Origin of the sequence: Agrococcus sp. BE272, from assembly GCF_031457935.1 — a bacterium.
GTDB lineage: Bacteria > Actinomycetota > Actinomycetes > Actinomycetales > Microbacteriaceae > Agrococcus > Agrococcus sediminis.
The window spans coordinates 647300-663088 of the sequence record NZ_JAVDXL010000001.1 but is presented as its reverse complement, the minus strand read 5'-3'; the positions used below and the strand labels follow the sequence as shown (position 1 = coordinate 663088).

18 protein-coding genes and 3 tRNA genes are annotated in these 15789 nt (G+C 73.1%); 15 read left to right on the top strand and 6 right to left on the bottom strand.

Going from position 1 to position 15789, the window contains the following annotated elements; genetic code table 11:
* The first annotated feature begins 116 nt into the window (after positions 1-116).
* The 3 genes from J2X49_RS03200 to J2X49_RS03190 are packed head-to-tail and all read left to right on the top strand — an operon-like array spanning position 117 to position 2317.
* Positions 117-1199, top strand: a complete 1083-nt coding sequence (locus J2X49_RS03200) for an acyl-CoA desaturase (RefSeq protein WP_310122441.1) — start codon at positions 117-119, stop codon at positions 1197-1199.
* Positions 1196-1828, top strand: coding sequence for a 1-acyl-sn-glycerol-3-phosphate acyltransferase (locus J2X49_RS03195; protein WP_128190538.1), 633 nt, complete (start codon positions 1196-1198; stop codon positions 1826-1828). The genes J2X49_RS03200 and J2X49_RS03195 overlap by 4 nt, the downstream gene beginning before the upstream one ends.
* Positions 1829-1873: 45 nt before the next feature.
* Entirely contained in the window at positions 1874-2317 is a 444-nt protein-coding gene (locus J2X49_RS03190; protein ID WP_128190539.1) for a pyridoxamine 5'-phosphate oxidase family protein, read from the top strand.
* A 2-nt stretch (positions 2318-2319) separates the two neighbouring features.
* On the opposite strand, the gene J2X49_RS03185 is transcribed toward J2X49_RS03190, so the two are convergent.
* Complete coding sequence (locus J2X49_RS03185; RefSeq protein WP_310122436.1) at positions 2320-2805, bottom strand: hypothetical protein; 486 nt, start codon at positions 2803-2805, stop codon at positions 2320-2322.
* Positions 2806-2907: 102 nt separating this feature from the next.
* On the opposite strand from J2X49_RS03185, the gene J2X49_RS03180 reads away from it, so the two are divergent.
* A complete protein-coding gene (locus J2X49_RS03180) occupies positions 2908-3585 on the top strand; it encodes an NAD(P)-binding domain-containing protein (RefSeq protein ID WP_310122433.1) in 678 nt (225 codons plus the stop codon).
* Here the strand turns inward: J2X49_RS03180 and J2X49_RS03175 are convergent.
* The 4 genes from J2X49_RS03175 to J2X49_RS03160 form a co-directional block, all read right to left on the bottom strand.
* A complete protein-coding gene (locus tag J2X49_RS03175; RefSeq protein ID WP_310122432.1) occupies positions 3582-3929 on the bottom strand; it encodes a hypothetical protein in 348 nt (115 codons plus the stop codon). The genes J2X49_RS03180 and J2X49_RS03175 overlap by 4 nt on opposite strands.
* 150 nt (positions 3930-4079) lie before the next feature.
* Positions 4080-4152: transfer RNA gene (locus tag J2X49_RS03170), tRNA-Phe, on the bottom strand.
* A gap of 72 nt (positions 4153-4224) precedes the next feature.
* Positions 4225-4302: transfer RNA gene (locus J2X49_RS03165), tRNA-Asp, on the bottom strand.
* Positions 4303-4342: 40 nt separating this feature from the next.
* A tRNA-Glu gene (locus tag J2X49_RS03160) sits at positions 4343-4415 on the bottom strand.
* 264 nt (positions 4416-4679) lie between these two features.
* On the opposite strand from J2X49_RS03160, the gene J2X49_RS03155 reads away from it, so the two are divergent.
* A complete protein-coding gene (locus tag J2X49_RS03155) occupies positions 4680-6113 on the top strand; it encodes a peptidoglycan DD-metalloendopeptidase family protein (RefSeq protein WP_146355773.1) in 1434 nt (477 codons plus the stop codon).
* A 186-nt stretch (positions 6114-6299) separates the two neighbouring features.
* On the opposite strand, the gene J2X49_RS03150 is transcribed toward J2X49_RS03155, so the two are convergent.
* The gene (locus J2X49_RS03150) at positions 6300-6845 is read right to left on the bottom strand and encodes an inorganic diphosphatase (RefSeq protein ID WP_310122428.1); all 546 of its coding nucleotides are present in this window, start codon (positions 6843-6845) and stop codon (positions 6300-6302) included.
* A gap of 47 nt (positions 6846-6892) precedes the next feature.
* On the opposite strand from J2X49_RS03150, the gene tilS reads away from it, so the two are divergent.
* The 10 genes from tilS (at position 6893) to J2X49_RS03100 (ending at position 15782) form a co-directional block, all read left to right on the top strand.
* On the top strand, positions 6893-7885 hold the full coding sequence (tilS, locus tag J2X49_RS03145) for a tRNA lysidine(34) synthetase TilS (RefSeq protein ID WP_310122424.1): 993 nt from the start codon (positions 6893-6895) through the stop codon (positions 7883-7885).
* A gap of 32 nt (positions 7886-7917) precedes the next feature.
* On the top strand, positions 7918-8655 hold the full coding sequence (locus tag J2X49_RS03140) for a hypothetical protein (RefSeq protein WP_310122421.1): 738 nt from the start codon (positions 7918-7920) through the stop codon (positions 8653-8655).
* Between the two features lie 92 nt (positions 8656-8747).
* Positions 8748-9299, top strand: a complete 552-nt coding sequence (gene hpt, locus J2X49_RS03135; RefSeq protein ID WP_128188784.1) for a hypoxanthine phosphoribosyltransferase — start codon at positions 8748-8750, stop codon at positions 9297-9299.
* 102 nt (positions 9300-9401) lie between these two features.
* Entirely contained in the window at positions 9402-10217 is an 816-nt protein-coding gene (locus J2X49_RS03130; protein ID WP_310122416.1) for a hypothetical protein, read from the top strand.
* A gap of 58 nt (positions 10218-10275) precedes the next feature.
* Positions 10276-11013: a hypothetical protein gene (locus tag J2X49_RS03125; protein WP_310122414.1), complete on the top strand. Its 738-nt coding sequence runs from the start codon at positions 10276-10278 to the stop codon at positions 11011-11013.
* A gap of 78 nt (positions 11014-11091) precedes the next feature.
* Positions 11092-13047: an ATP-dependent zinc metalloprotease FtsH gene (gene ftsH / locus J2X49_RS03120; protein ID WP_310122412.1), complete on the top strand. Its 1956-nt coding sequence runs from the start codon at positions 11092-11094 to the stop codon at positions 13045-13047.
* The gene (gene folE, locus J2X49_RS03115) at positions 13047-13613 is read left to right on the top strand and encodes a GTP cyclohydrolase I FolE (RefSeq protein ID WP_310122410.1); all 567 of its coding nucleotides are present in this window, start codon (positions 13047-13049) and stop codon (positions 13611-13613) included. Before ftsH ends, folE begins: the two co-directional genes overlap by 1 nt.
* On the top strand, positions 13610-14821 hold the full coding sequence (gene folP, locus J2X49_RS03110) for a dihydropteroate synthase (protein ID WP_128188779.1): 1212 nt from the start codon (positions 13610-13612) through the stop codon (positions 14819-14821). Before folE ends, folP begins: the two co-directional genes overlap by 4 nt.
* On the top strand, positions 14818-15318 hold the full coding sequence (gene folK, locus J2X49_RS03105; protein ID WP_310122406.1) for a 2-amino-4-hydroxy-6-hydroxymethyldihydropteridine diphosphokinase: 501 nt from the start codon (positions 14818-14820) through the stop codon (positions 15316-15318). The genes folP and folK overlap by 4 nt, the downstream gene beginning before the upstream one ends.
* Positions 15315-15782, top strand: a complete 468-nt coding sequence (locus tag J2X49_RS03100; protein ID WP_164877050.1) for a DUF3180 family protein — start codon at positions 15315-15317, stop codon at positions 15780-15782. The genes folK and J2X49_RS03100 overlap by 4 nt, the downstream gene beginning before the upstream one ends.
* The last annotated feature ends 7 nt before the right edge of the window (positions 15783-15789 follow it).

The following is a 15789-nucleotide window of genomic DNA, read 5'->3' as shown; positions in this document are numbered from 1 at the left end:
AGCGGGAGGAGAGGGGGATGCCGGCGCCGGCATCCCCCTCTCGCCATCCGCCCCTCATGGCCGACTCATAGGGGTACATACCGCGAGCGGAATTGCGTACGCCATACGCTGAAGGAATGATCACCGCCGGAGCACTCCGCTCGACCATTCCCGCCAGCGAGCGGCAGACCGACGCGCCGCGGGCCGACTTCCGCGTCGTGGCCCGCGCCGTGCGCGACGCCGGCCTGCTCGAGCGCACCGTCGGCTTCTACGGATGGCTGATGGCCGGTCTCGGCGTCGCCCTCGTCGGCCTGCTCGTCGGCTCGGTGCTGCTCGGCGACTCGTGGTGGCAGCTCGCCATCGCGGCCGCCCTCGGCATCGTGCTCACCCAGATCTCGTTCATCGCCCACGAGGCGTCGCACCGCCAGGTGTTCAGGTCCGGCCCCGCGAACGACCGGCTCGGCCGCATCCTCGCCGCGGGCGTCGTCGGCATCAGCCACCAGTGGTGGCAGACGAAGCACTCGCGCCACCACGCGAACCCCAACCAGATCGGCCGCGACCCCGACATCGAGATCGACACGATCTCGTTCCTCCCGAGCGACGCCAAGCGAGCCCGCGGCGCCCAGCGCTGGATCACCCGTCGGCAGGGCTGGCTCTTCTTCCCGCTGCTGACGTTCGAGGGCATCAACCTGCACGTGCGGTCGATCGCCACGCTCTTCGAGCGCCGCGAGGTCAACGGCCGCTGGCTCGAGCTCGGGCTCATCACGCTCCGCTTCGCGCTGCTGATCACCTTCCTGCTGTGGGTCATGCCGCCGCTCATGGCGCTCGCGTTCCTCGGCGTGCAGCTGGCCGTCTTCGGCGTCGGCATGGGCGCATCCTTCGCCCCGAACCACAAGGGCATGCCGACCGTCAGCCGCGACGCCCGCCTCGACTTCTTCACGAAGCAGGTGCGCACCTCCCGCAACATCGGCGGCTGGGGCATGACGATGCTGCTCGGCGGCCTGAACTACCAGGTCGAGCACCACCTCTTCCCCAACATGGCGCGCCCGCACCTGCGTGCCGCGAGCAGGATCGTGCGCGCGCACTGCGCCGAGCACGGCATCCCCTACACGGAGACCAACCTCGTCGAGGCCTACGGCTCGGTCGTGCGGCACCTGAACCGCGTCGGCCTCGCGGCCCGCGACCCGTTCGACTGCCCGATGCTGGCGACGAGGCGATGACCGGAGGCTCCTCCCGCCGGCAGCCCGTCCGGCACGCGATCGCGCAGCTGCACTGGCGGCTCAGCCCCTGGCGGCTGCTGCGCGAGCAGCCGCCGCACGAGGGCCCGCGCCTCCTGATCGGCGCCCCGCACACCTCCAACCGCGACTTCGTGCTCATGCTCGCGATCACCTGGGATGCGCGGCTCCCGGTGCGCTGGCTCGGCAAGCGCGAGCTGTTCCAGGGCCCGTTCGGCCGCGTCATGCGCTGGCTCGGCGGCATCCCCGTCGACCGCGACGACCCCGCGGGCCTCGTCGAGCGCGTGGTCGAGCTCGTGCGCCACGACCCTCGCGCCGCGATCGTCGTCACGCCCGACGGCACGCGCAGCTCGACGCACTGGCGCAGCGGCTTCTACCGCATCGCGTACGACGCGGGGATCCCCGTCACGCTCGGCTTCGTCGACTCGATCACCGGCACCACGGGCCTCGGCCCGACCATCCGTCTCACGGGGGATGTCCCGACCGACATGGACCGCATCCGCGCGTTCTACGCCGGCAAGGCGGGCATCAACCCCGAGCGCACGACCGAGCCGCGCCTCGCCGACGAGGCCGGGCTCGCCGCCCGGCTCGCGCAGGAGCGCCTCGAGCCCTGACCGGCGGGGGTGGTGCGCCGCGGCCCGCGATGCCACGATGACGGCATGGACGAGAACCCGGTGCACGAGATCAGCGAGGCGGAGTGCCACAAGCTGCTGGCCGCGTTCGAGTTCGGGCGCATCGCGTTCCGCGTCGGCGAGGCCCTCGAGGTGTTCCCGATCAACTACCACGCGGCCGGCGGCGCGATCACGTTCCGCACCGCGCCGGGCACGAAGCTCGCGGGCGTGCTGCTCGCCGACGACGTGGTCGTCGAGATCGACCACATCGGGGCGAAGGAGGCGTGGAGCGTCATCGGCCACGGCAAGGCGCGCCGGCTCGAGTCGAGCAGCGAGGTCGAGGCGGCCGAGCGGCTGCCCATCCATCCGCTCGTGCCGACGGTGAAGCGCGAGTTCGTGCGCATCGACCTCGCGCGCGTCAGCGGGCGCCGCTTCCACCGCTTCGCCGAGCCGGACGCGGCGAGCGAGCCGCTCGTCGACTCGACCGACTGAGCTCAGCCAGCGGCACCGCTCGCGCCGCCGCCGTAGCCCGACATCGCGATGCGCGTGCCCGGGCGTCGCATCTCCATGCGGTACGCGGCCCACAGCACGAAGACCGCCTCGGCGTGCGTCAGGCCGGCCTCGAGCTCGAGCTCGGGCCGGTAGCGCCACGGGCCCGCCGGCGCGACGGAGCCGATCCGAGTGCCGCGCTGCTCGAGGTCGAGGCAGAGCGCGCCGAGCAGCCAGTTGGTGGTGCGCACGAGCTCGGTGGCGCCGCTCGGACCCTCCATGCGCCATCGCGACGCGAGCAGGCCGCCGCGCTCCAGCGCGATCGCGACCTCGCCGTCCCGCGCGGCTGCGAGGCCGCTCGGCCCGTGCTGGAACGCCCAGTCCTCGCCGAGCACCTCGACCTCCGGTGATTCGCTCCAGAAGCGCGCGCCCGTGCGCGCGACCTCCTCGCCGTCGACCTCGACCGCTCCCGCATCCCACCGGTACCGCATGCGACCACCGTACGGTGGTCGATCGGTGCTCGGCCGCACGCGGGAATCCCCGCGCGCCGACGAGCGTTGTCGGATCCGAGAGCCACAGCAGGGAGCAGCCGCATGCCGCATGAGGTCGCAACGACCACCGCCACGATCGAGCGACCCCGCGAGACTCGCACGGTCGCGATCCTGGGTGCGGGCAAGATCGGCACGGTGCTCGCGCGGCTCTCGCTCGCCGCGGGCCACCGCACGCTCATCGCGGGCTCCGGCAGCCCGGAGCGCATCCGGCTCATCGCCGAGTACCTCGCGCCCGGTGCCGAGGCGATGCGGTCCGCGGATGCGGCTGCCGCGGCCGACGTCGTCATCCTCGCCCTGCCGCTCGGCCAGCACCACCGCCTGCCCGTCGAGGCGCTCGAGGGGCGGCTCGTCATCGACGCGATGAACTACTGGTGGGAGACCGACGGCATCCGCGACGAGTTCACCGATCCCGAGCGGCCGACGAGCGTGATCGTGCAGGAGTCGATGCCGCGCGCGCGGGTCGTGAAGGCGTTCAATCACATGGGCTACCACGACCTCGCCGACTGGCCGCGGCCGGCGGGCCATCCGCAGCGTCGCGCGATCGCGGTGGCCGGCGACGACGCCGACGCGGTCGCCGAGGCCGCCGCGCTCGTCGACGGCTTCGGATTCGACCCGGTCGTGCTCGAGTCGCTCGCGGCGGGGCTGCGGCTCCAGCCCGGCTTCCCCGCGTTCGGCGCGAACGAGGATGCCGCGACGCTGCGCGGGCTGCTGGCCGACTAGAGCCAGAGCGCGAGCAGGAACGCCGCGTAGCTGGCGAGGCTCGCCCAGGCGAGCGCGGAGCGGAGCCGCGGCGCGGCATCGAGGGCGACCAGCGCGCCGACGACCGCGAGCAGCGCCCAGGTCGCCGCGTGGCCCCAGCGCAGCGCCAGCTTCTGCACGCCCGTCGCAGCAGCCGCCTGCTCGGGGACGACCAGCGTCCACAGCACCGCCATGGCCGCGGCGACGACCGCGCCGGTGAGCCCGAGCGCGCGGCGATGCCGCGCGGCCCAGGCGCGGGCGGGGGAGGGGCGGGCCGTCCCGGATGCGTCGCCGGACGCATCCGTCGGCGGCATCGGCGTCGTCACGGTCGAGAGCCTAGGTCGCGTCGCGGGCTCGCGCCAGACGGGCCGGCGCCAGACGGGCCGGCGCCGCGGTCGGCGGGCGGATGCGGCGTGTCGCACGATCAGGATTGCCGCACCAACGACGAAGCCCCCGCTTGGCGGGGGCTTCTGCTGTGGCTCCGACGGGCGTCGATCCCGTGACCTCACGATTTTCAGTCGTGCGCTCTACCAACTGAGCTACAGAGCCTGGCTCTCTCGAACCCGGCGGACCGGAGCCCGCCCTTGCACAAGGCCCTCTCGTGAGAGAGGGCCAGGGCAATGGCGACCCTGACGGGACTTGAACCCGCGACCTCCGCCGTGACAGGGCGGCGCGCTAACCAGACTGCGCTACAGGGCCATACCGGTAGTCCCATCGTACAGAGTGAATCCGCAGTGAGTGACCCCAACGGGATTCGAACCCGTGCTGCCGCCGTGAAAGGGCGGTGTCCTAGGCCGCTAAACGATGGGGCCATGCGCCGGAGCACATGACTACCGAGGGATGACGTTACAGCACGCGGAGGCCGCCGTGCAAACCGGGGCCGACCCGCGCGGCGAGCCCCTGGTGCGACCTGGGCGGCGGTTCCGGCGACACGCCCGCCTCAGTGTCGGCTGAACAGAACCTTCAGGTGGAACATGAAAGTTGATAGCGTGGCTCCCGTTGTGTGTCGTGACACGGGCGCAGCCCGGGTGCACGATGTTGATTGATGCAGCCGCGCGCTGCTCGAACGGAGCGACATGGCCCACCCCAGCCGGCCGGCCCCAGGCCTCGCGGATCGGTCGCGCCTGCGCGCCCTCCGCCACGGCCTCGCCACGGCTGCGGCAGTCGCCAGCCTCGTGCTCGTCATGGTCGTGCCCGGCGCCCCGAGCGCCAACGCCGAGGACCAGTGGGGCTACCCCACGTGGGCCGAGGTCGAGGCGGCGCGCGGCAACGTGACCGCGAAGAACGCGCAGATCGAGCAGATCCGGGGCCTCATCGCGCAGCTCGAGACCGAGGCCGTGAACGCGCAGGCCTTCTCCGACCAGAAGGCCGCCGAGGCGATCGAGGCGCAGCGCGTCTACGACGAGGCCGTCGCGGTCGCCCAGCGCCTGCAGGAGCAGGCCGACGAGGCATCGGCCCGCGCCAGCGAGTCGGAGCTCGCCGCCGGCCAGCTCGCCGCGCAGCTCGCCCGCAGCGGCGGCACCGGCGACATGAGCGCCGAGCTCTTCGCCAACCCCGGCTCCGCCGACAGCTGGCTCTACCGCCTCGACCTCATGGATCGCGCCGCCGGCACCGCCGACTCGCTCTACCAGCAGGCGCAGCAGGACTCGAACACCGCGCAGGCACTCCAGGACCAGGCGGCCGTCGCGCGCGACGCCCTCGGCCAGCTCAAGGAGGAGGCCGACGCCGCCTACCTCGCCGCGCAGGAGGCCGCCATGGCCGCGCAGGCCGCGGTCGAGGAGGAGCAGAACAACCGCGTCGTGCTCGAGGCGCAGCTGTCGGTGCTCGTCGAGAACCGCGCCGCCACCGAGGCCGACTACCAGGCCGGCCAGCGCTGGCAGGCGTACCTCGCAGAGCAGGAGCGGCTGCGCATCGAGCGCGAGCGCCGCGAGGCCGAGGAGGCGCGGCAGCGCTGGCTCGCCGAGCAGCAGCGGCAGCGCGAGGCCGCGGCGCAGGCCGCCGCGGAAGCCGCGGCTCGGGCTGCGGCTGGCGGCGGCTCGGGAGGAGGCGGCTCGTCGAGCGGTGGCGGCAGCTCCGTCCCGGTGGCGCCCCCCGCCAGCAGCGGCTGGCAGACTCCCCTGTACGGACGCTTCACGTCGGGCTACGGGATGCGCAACGACCCGGTCGGCCAGCTCGGCCGCAAGCTGCATGCCGGAGTGGACATCGCAGGCGGCTGTGGTTCGCCCATTTACGCCGCGGCCAGCGGCGTCGTGACGCTCCGCTCCCGCGACATCTATGGCGCGAACATGCTCTACATCGACCATGGCGGCGGCGTGCAGACCGAGTACTACCACATGATCAGACCCGCCAGCGTCGTTCCCGGTCAGCGCGTGAGCGCCGGACAGGTGATCGCCTACGAGGGCAGCACCGGCTGGGTGACCGGCTGCCACCTGCACTTCCAGATCCGCGTCGGCGGCACGCTCGTCAACCCCGAGTCGTTCCTGAACGCCCGCGGCGTCTACCTGCGCTGACCGCCCCGGCGCATCCGTACTCCCGCCGGTCGAGCCGACGGCCCTCCGGGCCGGCGAGTCGAGACCATGAGACGGTCGGCTGCGCCGACCTCCTCGACGAGCGGGGTGCGGGATGCGCCGACCAGGCGACGAGAGAGGGGGCGCACCTCGCGGTGCGCCCCCTCTCTCTCTCTCCGTGCGTCTGCGTCAGTCGGTGACGTCGCGCCCGCCCTCGGGCTTCTCGACCGACTCGCCCGACTCGTCGCCGTGCTCGGCGTCGAACGCGGCGATGCCGGCCTGGACGGTCGCCTCCGCGGCCTCCGCGCCCTCCCAGTCGCCGAGCTTGGCCCACTTGCCGGGCTCGAGGTCCTTGTAGTGCAGGAAGAAGTGCTCGATCTCGTTGCGGATCTGCTGGGGCACGTCGTCGATGTCCTGGATGTGGGCCCAGCGCGGGTCCTTCTCCAGCACGCAGATCACCTTCGTGTCGATGCCGCCGTCGTCCTCCATGTTGAGCTGGCCGACCGGGCGCGCACGCACGAAGACGCCCGGCGGCACCGGGTACTCGAGCAGCACGAGCGCGTCGACCGGGTCGCCGTCGAGGCCGAGCGTGCCCTCGAAGAAGCCGTAGTCGGTGGGGTAGACGAAGGTCGTGAACAGCACCCGGTCGAGGTAGACGCGGCCCGTCTCGTGGTCGACCTCGTACTTGTTGCGGCTCCCCTTGGGGATCTCGATGACGACGTCGTAGGCGGCCAACGGCGGCTCCTTCTCGTGGGGGTGGGGAATCGGCATAAGGTTACTTCATGCCCGAAAGCGACCGTCGACCGCGGCTGACGCCCGCCGTCGCCGACGTCCGGCGGGCGGTGCGCGAGGCCATCGACGACCTGCCCGAGGGGGCGCTCGTGCTGGTCGCGCTCTCCGGCGGCCCCGACTCGCTCGCCCTCGCCGCCGCGACCGCCTTCGAGGCGCAGCGCTCCGGCCGCCGGGCCGGCGCCGTCATCGTCGACCACGGGCTGCAGCCGGGCAGCGCCGAGATCGCCGAGCGCGCCGCCGACCAGGCGCGCGAGCTCGGCCTCGACCCCGTGCACGTGCTGCCGGTGCAGGTCGCGCACGACGGGAGCCCTGAGGCGGCCGCCCGCCAGGCCCGCTACGCGGCCCTCCTCCAGGCGCGCAAGGAGGCCGGCGCATCCGCCGTGCTCCTCGGCCACACGCTCGACGACCAGGCCGAGACCGTGCTCATCGGGCTCGCGCGCGGCTCAGGCCCCGAGAGCCTCTGGGGCATGCACCCACGCATCGGCTTCCTGCGCCGCCCGCTGCTGCAGGTGCGGCGCGCGACCACGCACCAGGCGTGCCGCGATCAGGGGCTCGAGCCCTGGAGCGACCCGCACAACGACGACGACCGCTTCCTGCGCGTGCGCGTGCGGCACCGCGTGCTGCCGATGCTCGACGAGGTGCTCGGCGGCGGCGTCGCGCTCGCCCTCACCCGCACCGCCGACACGCTCCGAGAGGACGCGGAGGCGCTCGCGCACTTCGCGCAGGAGCAGATCCTCGACCTCGTCGAGCACGCCGAGGGCGGCCTGTCGCTCGACGCCGGTGCGCTCGCGGCCAACCCGCCGGCGCTGCGCCAGCGCATCATCCGGCTCGCGGTGCAGAGCGAGTTCCACGTCGCGCTCTCGCGGCAGCAGACGCTCGAGGTCTCGCGGCTCGTCACCGACTGGCACGGCCAGGGGCCCATCCACCTGCCCGGCATCCGCGTGAGCCGCGAGGGCCGCAGGCTCGTCTTCGTCGCGGCCTGACGCGCATGCAGCGCCGCCGTCTCGCTCCCGCGATGATCGCGGCCGCTCTGCTGCTCGCGGGCTGCTCGAGCGCAGCCGAGGCGCCCACCGCGCCCACCTCGACCTCGGCGTCGATGTCGGCGACGCCCGCGCCGACGCCGACGGCCGAGCCTTCGCCCACGCAGACCGTCGATGCGACCGCGGACTGGCAGCGCATCGAGACCGAGGACGGGCTCTTCCGCTGGCGGATCCCCGCCGACTGGAGCATCGTCGACGAGAGCGGCGAGAGCGAGCTCGACGGTCGATGGATGAACCGCATGGACATCTCCAACGCCGACGGCGAGGTGCTGGCGTTCTTCAGCAGCCACTACACCGGCGGCGACCGCGGCGGCGTGTGCGACGACTGGGACGGCGACGGCACGGGGTACGTGCCCGCCGTCGTGCACCTCGACGAGGCGGTGCAGACCGCCGAGGGACCGCTGACGAGCTTCGTCGGGCCGGTCGAGGAGGGTCGGCTCGTCGCGTTCTCGAGCCAGCAGACCGCCGACACCGCCAGGTTCTTCGCAGGGCACTCGCTCAGCGATGTGCGGGAGGACAGCGTGCCGTGCCTGACCTACTCGGACGTGCCGACGCCCGAGGGCTACCCGTCCACGGGCTTCGGCACCACCGGTGACCCGGAGCGCTGGCGCATGGCCTCGCTGGAGGAGGGCATCGCGTACGCCGCGACCGAGGAGTACGACCAGCTCATCGAGATGTTCCGCTCGCTCGAGCTGCTCGAGGGGCCGCAGTGAGCCGGGGCGTCGTCCGGCGCTGAGCGACGCGCGTCCCTCCGCGTCGCCGGTAGGTTGGTCGCACCGCCGATGCCGACCGCTCAGGAGCGCACATGGACTTCACGCACGTCGAGGCAGACCTCTCGAAGACGCTCGTCACCGAGGAGGAGCTGCACGCGAAGCTCGAGGAGCTCGCGCGCCAGATCGAGGCCGACTACGAGGGCAAGGACCTGCTGCTCGTCGGCGTCCTCCGCGGCGCGGTCATGGTGATGGCCGACCTCTCGCGAGCGCTGCGCCGCCACATCGAGATGGACTGGATGGCCGTCTCCTCCTACGGCTCGGGCACCGTCTCCTCGGGCGTCGTGCGCATCCTCAAGGACCTCGACAGCGACCTCACCGGGCGCAACGTGCTCATCGTCGAGGACATCATCGACTCCGGCCTCACGCTCTCGTGGCTGCGCGGCAACCTCGAGTCCCGCGGCGCCGCCTCGGTCGAGATCTGCACCATGCTGCGCAAGCCCGACGCCCTCAAGGTCGAGGTCGACGTGAAGTACTGCGGGTTCGACATCCCCAACGAGTTCGTCATCGGCTACGGCCTCGACTACGCCGAGCAGTACCGCAACCTGCGCGGCATCGGCGTGCTCGCGCCGCACGTCTACGAGTGACGCCGCGATCGTGACCTGATCGTGACCCGCCGGGCGTGACCGGCGGGCAGGATCGGACATGTCGGTGAGCACGGGCCGCCCGGCCCGACCGAAGGAGTCACGATGTCCCGCACCGCCGTCCGCGCGCTCCGCGCATCCGCCGCCGTCCTCGCCGCGCTCGCGCTCGCCGCATGCGCGCAGCCTGCCGCGCCCGCGGCTCCCTCGAGCCCCGCGGCCGAGCCCGCGCCGACCGGCGCGCCCACCGCATCCGCGACGCCCGCGCCGAGCGCCTCCGCCGATGCGTGGCGGGCGTTCGAGTCGCAGGACGGCGCGGTGCGGTTCGCGGTGCCCGAGGGGTGGTCGGTCGACGACCGCAGCGCGATGGGCGAGGCCTCCGAGATGTACGACCGCGGCCCGGGCTGGCTCAACGAGCTCGTCGTGCTCGATGGCGACGGTGCCCAGATGCTCTGGTACCGGGAGGCGTACGGCACCGACTTCGCGGACTGCCGGCCGATCTACGAGACCCCGATCAAGGCTCCCGTCGACCCGTACAGCCCCGAGGCGCGGGCGGTCATCGAGCAGTCCGGAGGCTCGGCCGGCCCGAGCTTCGTGCTCGGGGAGCTCGCCGAGGCGAGCACCTGGAGCAACGACGCCGCGCCCGGCGCATGGTCCACGACGATGGGCATGACGACCACGATCGACCCGAGCCACGAGACGTGCCTCGACCAGACCGGCGTGCTCTGGCTCGGCAACCGCATCGCCGAGGTGTCGGTGACCGCCGATGGAGCCGGGGCTGCGGGAGAGCCGGACACCACCATCGACTTCGGCTCCGAGCAGCTTGCGCGCGACTGGTTCGCCGGTGAGGAGGCCGCGTTGCTCGTCGACGTCCTCTCCTCGTTCGAGTTCACCGGCGCCCCGGTGCTCGAGGAGGCGCCCTGAGCACGGCACTCGGTCGGCTCCCAGGCACGGGTGCGCGATCGTTTGGGAGGATGCTGGGATGAGGTCCTCCGCACGCGCGCTCGCGCCGCTCGCCGTCGCCGTCGTCGCCGCAGCGCTGGTCGGCTGCTCGACGGCGCCGACGCCGACGCCGCAGCCGTCGATCCCGCCCGGCATCACCGCGCCGCCGCCCACCGCGCCCGCCGAGCCTCCGGCGCCCGAGGTGGAGTCGTCGCTGCCGCCCGAGATCGCCGGCGTCGACACGAGCGCGTGGCAGCAGATCCCGATGGCCGACGTCGCCACCTTCCGCATCCCGCCCGAGTGGTCGACCGAGGAGATCTCGGGCGGCCTCGCGGTGCTGCGCGCCGACGGCGAGCGGCAGCTCGCGCTCACGATCGGCGCGACGGGTGAGACGCTCGCGTCGCTGCCCACCGGCTGCGTCGACGCCGCGGGCACCCCGGTGGGCTGGCGGACTCTGGGCCTCGACCGGCAGGACGTCACGATCACCGGTGCCACGGGCGTGGCCTTCGGCGCGGCGGCGCTCCAGCTCGGCGAGCAGTGGATCGTCAGCATGGGGCTGCGCCCGGCCGCCGAGGCGCAGTCGCCGCGCTGCCCGATCATCAACGCCTTCGACTCCGAGCAGGGGCTCGTCTCCTTCGGCTCGGAGACGATCGTGACCGGCGCGGGCGAGGGCGCCCCGTGGGCGGTCGGCTCGCTCGCCGACGCGCAGGCCTACGTGGGCTCCGAGGAGTTCGCCACCATCCGCGCGGTCCTCATGTCGCTCGAGCTGCTGCCGTAGCCCGCGCCCTCAGCGAACAGGCCGGTCCCGTGCGGATGCGCGGGGCTAGCCTGGTGCAATCCGACCAAGAAGGGCGTCATGGACTTCAAGAAGTTCCTGCGCGGTCCGATCCCCTGGATCGTGCTCGCGCTCGTCATCGTCGCTGTCGCGTTCAGCTTCTTCATGACGCCGCAGTTCCGCCCCGTGCAGACCGACGTCGGCATGCAGATGATCGAGGACGGCCGCGTCGAGCAGGCGCGCATCGTCGACGGCGAGCAGCGCGTCGACCTCATCCTCACCGAGCCCGACGCTGAGTTCGGCAAGCAGGTGCAGTTCTACTACGTCGAGCCGCGCGGCGAGGAGCTGGTGGACGCGATCACGGCCGCCGACCCCGCCGAGGGCTTCATCGACGAGGTGCCGCAGAGCAACTGGCTGCTCTCGCTCATGGGCATCCTGCTGCCCGTGCTGCTGCTGGCGGCGCTCTTCTACTTCTTCATGACGCGCCTCTCCGGCGGCAACCGCGGCGTGATGCAGTTCGGCAAGTCGAAGGCCCAGCTGATCACCAAGGACATGCCGCAGGTGAAGTTCTCCGACGTCGCCGGCGCCGACGAGGCGGTCGAGGAGCTCGGCGAGATCAAGGAGTTCCTGCAGGACCCCTCGAAGTTCCAGGCGGTCGGCGCGCGCATCCCGAAGGGCGTGCTGCTCTACGGCCCTCCCGGCACCGGCAAGACGCTGCTGGCCCGCGCGGTCGCGGGCGAGGCCGGCGTGCCGTTCTACTCGATCTCGGGCTCCGACTTCGTCGAGATGTTCGTCGGCGTCGGCGCGAGCCGCGTGCGCGACCTGTTCGAGCAGGCGAAGCAGAACGCACCGGCGATCATCTTCGTCGACGAGATCGACGCGGTCGGCCGCCACCGCGGCGCCGGCCTCGGCGGCGGGCACGACGAGCGCGAGCAGACGCTCAACCAGCTGCTCGTCGAGATGGACGGCTTCGACGTGAAGACCAACGTCATCCTCATCGCCGCCACCAACCGCCCCGACATCCTCGACCCCGCGCTGCTGCGGCCGGGCCGCTTCGACCGCCAGATCGGCGTCGACGCCCCCGACATGAAGGGCCGGGAGACCATCCTCACCGTGCACGCCAAGGGCAAGCCCATGGCCGAGGGCGTCGACCTCGCGGTGCTCGCGCGCAAGACCCCGGGCTTCACGGGCGCCGATCTCGCGAACGTGCTCAACGAGGCGGCGCTGCTCACCGCGCGCACCAACGCCACGCAGATCACCGACGAGGCGCTCGACGAGGCGGTCGACCGCGTGATGGCGGGCCCGCAGCGGCGCACGCGCGTGATGAACGACAAGGAGCGGCTGATCACCGCCTACCACGAGGGCGGCCACGCGCTCGCGGCGGCGGCGATGCGCCACTCCGACCCGGTCACGAAGGTGACGATCCTGCCGCGCGGCCGCGCTCTCGGCTACACGATGGTGCTGCCGGTCAACGACAAGTACTCGGTCACGCGCAACGAGCTGCTCGACCAGCTCACCTACGCGATGGGCGGCCGCGTCGCCGAGGAGATCGTCTTCCACGACCCGACCACGGGCGCCGCCAACGACATCGAGAAGGCCACCGGCATCGCTCGCAAGATGGTCACCGAGTACGGCATGACGGCGGCGATCGGCGCGGTCAAGCTCGGCGCCGCGCAGGGCGAGGCGTTCTTCGGCCGCGACATGGGCGGCGGGCGCGACTACTCCGACACCCTCTCCGAGGCCGTCGACCGCGAGGTGCGCGCGCTCATCGAGCAGGCGCACACCGAGGCCTGGCAGGTGCTCAACACCAACCGCGACGTGCTCGACCGGCTCGCGGGCGAGCTGCTCGAGAAGGAGACGCTCGACCACGTGCGGCTCGCCACGATCTTCGCCGAGGTCGAGAAGCTGCCCGAGCGCCCCCAGTGGCTCTCGCACCCCGACCGCCCGGTGAGCGACCGCCCGCCGATCGAGCTGCCGGTCTCGCAGCACGTCGACGAGGTCGTCGAGCCCGACGTCGAGACCGAGCCCGCCAGCTGATGGCCGTCGACCGGGAGAGGATCGCGGCGGCAGTCCGCGAGCTCCTCGCGGCGATCGGCGACGACCCGGCGCGGCCCGGCCTGGCCGAGACGCCGCGGCGGGTGGCGGAGGCGTACGCCGAGTACTTCTCGGGCGTCGGCGTGGATCCGACGGCGCACCTCGACTCCGCCGACCTCGCGGGCGAGTCGGGCGAGCTCGTGCTGCTGCGCGACATCGAGTTCCGCTCGATGTGCGAGCACCACCTGCTGCCGTTCACCGGCGTCGCGCATGTGGCCTACCTGCCGAGCGACCGCATCGTCGGTCTCGGGCGCATCCCGCGCGTCGTCGAGACGATCGCCTCGCGCCCGCAGATCCAGGAGCGCCTCACCGACGAGATCGCCGACGCGCTCGTCGCCGGGCTCGACCCGCGCGGCGTGCTCGTGGTGGTCGAGGCGGGCCACGGATGCGTCGCGGCGAGGGGCGCGCGGCAGGCCAAGTCGTCGACGGTCACGGTGGCGAGCCGCGGAGCGCTCGCCGAGCCCATCGAGCGCGCCGAGATCATGGCGCTCATCGGGGAGCGCCGATGAGCGAGGTGTGGGGCGTCCTCAACGTCACGCCCGACTCGTTCAGCGACGGCGGCCGCTACGTCGACGCGGGCGCCGCGATCGCGCACGCGCGGCGGATGCGCGCCCAGGGCGCCGACGTGATCGACATCGGCGGCGAGTCCACCCGGCCCGGCGCGACGCCGCTCGATCCCGCCGAGGAGCTCGCGCGCATCCTGCCGGTCGTCGAGGAGCTCGTGCGGGAGGGCATCCGCGTCTCGGTCGACACGATCCACGCCTCGACCGCGCGCGCCGTGATGGCCGCCGGTGCCGAGATCGTCAACGACGTCACCGCGGGACTCCACGACCCCGACATGCTGGCAGCCGTCGCCGAGGGCGGCGCCCGCATCGTGCTCATGCACTCGCGCGGCATCGACGTGACGCAGGACACGCACTACGGCGACGTCGTCGCCGAGGTCGTGGCGCACCTCGAGGAGCGCGTCGCCGCGGCGGAGGCCGCCGGCATCGCGCGCGAGCGCATCATCCTCGACCCCGGCTTCGGCTTCTCGAAGCAGCCCGGCGACAACTGGCGGCTGCTCGCGGGCCTCCACCGCGTGATCGAGCTGGGGCTGCCGCTGCTGGTCGGCACGAGCCGCAAGCGCTTCCTCGGCGCGCTCGTGCCCGAGGGCGCGCCGCCCGAGGAGCGCGACGCCGCGACCGCCGCGACCTCGATGCTCGCGGCGCAGCGCGGCGCCGCCGCCGTGCGCGTGCACGACGTCGCCTCCACCGTGTCGGCGCTGCGCGCGCTCGACGCGGTGCGCCGCGCCGACGGGCCGGACTGGGACGTCGTGCTCGACGACGTCGAGCGGCTCCACGGCACCATCCGCCTGCAGGGCATCCGCGCGCGCGGGCACCACGGCGTGCTGCCCGAGGAGCGCGAGGCAGGGCAGGAGTTCGTCGTCGACGTCGAGCTCGGCCTCGACATCCGCGACGCGGTCGCGAGCGACGACGTCGCGCGCACCGTCCACTACGGCGACCTCGCCGAGCGCATCGTCGCCGAGGTCGAGGGCGACCCGGTCGACCTCATCGAGACGCTCGCCGACCGCATCGCCCACGCGTGCTTCGACGACCGCCGCGTCGCGCACGCGGTCGTGACCGTGCACAAGCCGAGCGCGCCGATCGCCGTGCCGTTCGCCGACGTGTCGGTCACGGTGCAGCGAGCGCGGCTGCGCCACGGGACGGGCATCCGATGAGGCTCGCGCTCGAGCGTCGCGCGGTGCTCTCGCTCGGCGCCAACCTCGGCGACCGCCTCGCGACCATCGACGCGGCCGTGCGCGCCCTCGATGCGATCGACGGCATCCGCGTGCTCGAGCGCTCGAGCGCGTGGGAGTCGCCGTCGTGGCACCCCGACGGCGAGGGGCTCTCGCCGGACTACGTGAACGTCGTGCTCATCGTCGGCACGACCCTCGAGCCGCTCGACCTGCTCGACGCCGTCAACGCGGTCGAGGATGCGCTCGGCCGGGTCCGCGCGGAGCGGTGGGGGAGCCGCACGATCGACATCGACATCGTGACGATCGGCGGCGTCGAGCGCGCCGAGGACCGCCTGGTGCTGCCGCACCCTCGCGCCCACGAGCGGCAGTTCGTGCTGCAGCCGTGGCTCGAGCTCGAGCCCGACGCGTCGCTCCCGGGCCACGGCCCGATCGCCGAGCTCGCGGAGTACGCCGACGGCGACGTGTGGCGGCTCGCGTGACCCGCACGACCGCCCCGGTGCTGATCGTCGCGACCCTGCTCGCGGCGATCGCCGCGTGGGCGCTCGAGACCATGCTCGTGATGTCGGGGCGGCCGGCGATCGTGCCGCCGATCACGCTCGGGCCCGCGCTCGGGGTGCTCGGCGCGGTGCTGCTGCTCGTCGCGTGGCCGGTGCGGCAGGCCGCGCACGGCAAGCGCCGCATCGGCTACCGGCACGCGACGAGCGTGCTCGGCTTCGCGAAGGCGTCGTCGCTCGTCGGCGCGCTGCTCGGCGGCGCGGCGCTCGGCGCGCTCGCGTTCTTCGCCACCCGCGTCGTCGTCGCCGACGACGCCGTGCTCGCGCTCGCGGTCGTCGCGGTCGGCGGGCTGCTGCAGCTCATCGCGGGCCTCGTCGCCGAGCACTGGTGCGTGCTGCCGCCCGACGACGAGGACGAGGCGGGCGCGGCGGTGCGCGGCGCCGCCTGAGGCGCGC

What these genes read in the sequence shown, in the direction of transcription:
- tilS (WP_310122424.1), top strand. Translation starts at nt 6,893, where the DNA reads ATGCCCGAAAGCGACCGTCGACCGCGGCTGACGCCCGCCGTCGCCGAC.
- folP (WP_128188779.1), top strand. Translation starts at nt 13,610, where the DNA reads ATGAGCGAGGTGTGGGGCGTCCTCAACGTCACGCCCGACTCGTTCAGC.
- folE (WP_310122410.1), top strand. Translation starts at nt 13,047, where the DNA reads ATGGCCGTCGACCGGGAGAGGATCGCGGCGGCAGTCCGCGAGCTCCTC.
- J2X49_RS03180 (WP_310122433.1), top strand. Translation starts at nt 2,908, where the DNA reads ATGCCGCATGAGGTCGCAACGACCACCGCCACGATCGAGCGACCCCGC.
- ftsH (WP_310122412.1), top strand. Translation starts at nt 11,092, where the DNA reads ATGGACTTCAAGAAGTTCCTGCGCGGTCCGATCCCCTGGATCGTGCTC.
- folK (WP_310122406.1), top strand. Translation starts at nt 14,818, where the DNA reads ATGAGGCTCGCGCTCGAGCGTCGCGCGGTGCTCTCGCTCGGCGCCAAC.
- J2X49_RS03195 (WP_128190538.1), top strand. Translation starts at nt 1,196, where the DNA reads ATGACCGGAGGCTCCTCCCGCCGGCAGCCCGTCCGGCACGCGATCGCG.
- J2X49_RS03130 (WP_310122416.1), top strand. Translation starts at nt 9,402, where the DNA reads ATGTCCCGCACCGCCGTCCGCGCGCTCCGCGCATCCGCCGCCGTCCTC.
- J2X49_RS03155 (WP_146355773.1), top strand. Translation starts at nt 4,680, where the DNA reads ATGGCCCACCCCAGCCGGCCGGCCCCAGGCCTCGCGGATCGGTCGCGC.
- hpt (WP_128188784.1), top strand. Translation starts at nt 8,748, where the DNA reads ATGGACTTCACGCACGTCGAGGCAGACCTCTCGAAGACGCTCGTCACC.
- J2X49_RS03185 (WP_310122436.1), bottom strand. Translation starts at nt 2,805, where the DNA reads ATGCGGTACCGGTGGGATGCGGGAGCGGTCGAGGTCGACGGCGAGGAG.
- J2X49_RS03200 (WP_310122441.1), top strand. Translation starts at nt 117, where the DNA reads ATGATCACCGCCGGAGCACTCCGCTCGACCATTCCCGCCAGCGAGCGG.
- J2X49_RS03140 (WP_310122421.1), top strand. Translation starts at nt 7,918, where the DNA reads ATGATCGCGGCCGCTCTGCTGCTCGCGGGCTGCTCGAGCGCAGCCGAG.
- J2X49_RS03190 (WP_128190539.1), top strand. Translation starts at nt 1,874, where the DNA reads ATGGACGAGAACCCGGTGCACGAGATCAGCGAGGCGGAGTGCCACAAG.
- J2X49_RS03125 (WP_310122414.1), top strand. Translation starts at nt 10,276, where the DNA reads ATGAGGTCCTCCGCACGCGCGCTCGCGCCGCTCGCCGTCGCCGTCGTC.